The sequence below is a fragment of the Blastomonas sp. genome, from assembly GCF_041747255.1.
GTDB lineage: Bacteria > Pseudomonadota > Alphaproteobacteria > Sphingomonadales > Sphingomonadaceae > Blastomonas.
This window is the reverse complement of record NZ_JBGTFM010000255.1, coordinates 1-2,004: the sequence shown is the minus strand read 5'-3', so window position 1 is coordinate 2,004 and position 2,004 is coordinate 1. Positions and strand designations below refer to the sequence as shown.

The window sequence follows — 2,004 nt, the reverse complement described above, 5'->3', positions numbered from 1 at the left end:
CGCATAGACCCTTGCCGGACCCTGTGATCCAAACGCAAGCACGGGATCCAATGGCCGCGAGACCTGCGCGAAGTGTCCGCAATGGATCGCTAACTGAATGGCGGCTTCTAGGCGCCGAGTGCTGGTAAGCTGCCGTTCCGTCTGCAAACGACCCAACATCAGTCGTTCACGTCAGCTAAGATGACCGACTTGTCTCCCCATGAGCTGCCTTTCGTTTTGGGATCGCGCAACGACCGCTCATGATGGGAGATTGTTTGCAAGCCGCTGGGCCACATGCATTGTGGAGCCGCACTGATCCGCGCTGTGAGCCCATCGCCGGAAGTTTCTCTGCGCGCGCGACAAGGGTGCGTTGGCTATCTCGCCCCAAGCGAACTTTCGTCGGGGGCGAACATGGGTGGCTTCCGCCACGGTTCGGCTGGAGTCGGCGCACCGTGCTGACGCAGTTTGCCCGGTAAATTCCACAGCGTTTCCGCCATTTGCGTGGCAAGTGATTTTTTGGGCCGCACGAACCTAAGAAGGCACAGTGCTAGAACATAGACGGAGCAATGTGCGCCGCTAGGGCGGGCGACTCACTGTGCGCGGAACGCTTCCACCATCTTTTGCCCTAGCTTATAGGCGGAATACTCTCGGACCTTGAACGGCGCATCGAGCGGCGTCTCAAAAAGGTGGTTCGTGTAGTTCGACAATGTCTTCACCGCTATCGCCAAGACGATCTCGAGGATCTGGGCCTGCGTATAGCCCGCTACCAGGAACTCCTGCAGGGCCTGCTGTGACGGGCGCCCGCGAGAGAGCAGGAGCTCGCGCACGGTATCGGCCAGCACTTGCAGACGGTCATCGGGGATTGCCTCGCGATTTCTGATCGCATCGGTCACCTTCCGTGGGACGCCGGCCATGTCGCAGACTAGGCTATGCGCTGCCATGCAGTAATCGCACCCGTTCTCCTCGCTGATCACCAAAAATACGACTTCTCGTTGGATGCTGGTCAAGGTCGAGGTGGCGTGAAACTCGGAATAGCCGTGGAGATAGGTAGACAGCACGCCCGGCGCGTTCGCCATTGCCTGATACATGTTGGGTAACATCCCCTTGCCGGCCTTGCGCCCGGCCTCGAACAGCGGTTCGATCGAAGTGCCGCGCGCTGCGGAGGGGGTGACGAGGGGAAGATCGAGAATGGCGTGAGTCATGGCAAGCTCCTGTCGATGTTGGGCTCTGCTAAATGAAACATATGCAACTTAGCAGTGGCGAAAACGACATATTTCATGCGATAAACGACAGATGATCAGAATTGCGATCCTAAGCGCCGATGGCATGATCAATGCGCCGCTCGCCGTGAGCCTCGACATGATTCATGCCGTGCACATTCTCGCTCCGCAGACGCGGATCGAGACCGGCCTCTTCGCCGCCGCTCCGGAGGCCACCGCGGGTATTATTCTGCCCTCGGCCCTCCCGCTGGAGGCGGCACTGCGACAGACGTGGCACGCCGTCGTTATCCCCGGTCTCGGCCATGCCCATGCACAATCCCCCGCACTTTTGATGGGAGGCTCCGTTGGGGCGCTGCTGTGCAAGATCGTCAGCGCTGTGCATGCACAAGGCGGTCGGGTGGCGGCATCGTGTTCCGGCACCTTCGTTGCGGCGCAAGCGGGACTGCTCGACGGCGGTAATGCGACCACGAGCTGGTGGCTTGCCCCGCAATTCCGTGCTGCCTTCCCTGCGGTGATCTTAGATGATCGCCAGATGGTGTGCGAAGATGGCCGCGTGCTGACCGGCGGCGGCGCGCTGGCGCATATCGAACTGATGCAAACGCTGGTGCGCCAGTTGGTTGGCAGCGAGGTGGCCGACGCGGTAGGAGGTTTCATGGTCAGCCCTCGACGCGGCCCGCAATCGGCGCAAGGGTCGGTGATGCAGATCCCAATCGTTGATCCAGTAGTGGCAGAATTCATCCGGCTGGTCGGCGCACGGCTCGAACGCGCCGTGCCGGTCGCCGAAATCGCCGCCACCCTTTCGACA

Annotated in this window: 2 protein-coding genes; one reads left to right on the top strand and one right to left on the bottom strand. The window is 60.9% G+C overall.

What is annotated here, in order from left to right; translation table 11 throughout:
- Nucleotides 1-569 precede the first annotated feature (569 nt).
- Entirely contained in the window at nt 570-1,181 is a 612-nt protein-coding gene (locus ACEW8G_RS08875; RefSeq protein WP_373488068.1) for a carboxymuconolactone decarboxylase family protein, read from the bottom strand.
- Between the two features lie 124 nt (nt 1,182-1,305).
- On the opposite strand from ACEW8G_RS08875, the gene ACEW8G_RS08870 reads away from it, so the two are divergent.
- Nucleotides 1,306-2,004, top strand: a 699-nt coding sequence (locus tag ACEW8G_RS08870) for a DJ-1/PfpI family protein (RefSeq protein ID WP_373488067.1), incomplete at its 3' end; no start/stop codon positions are given.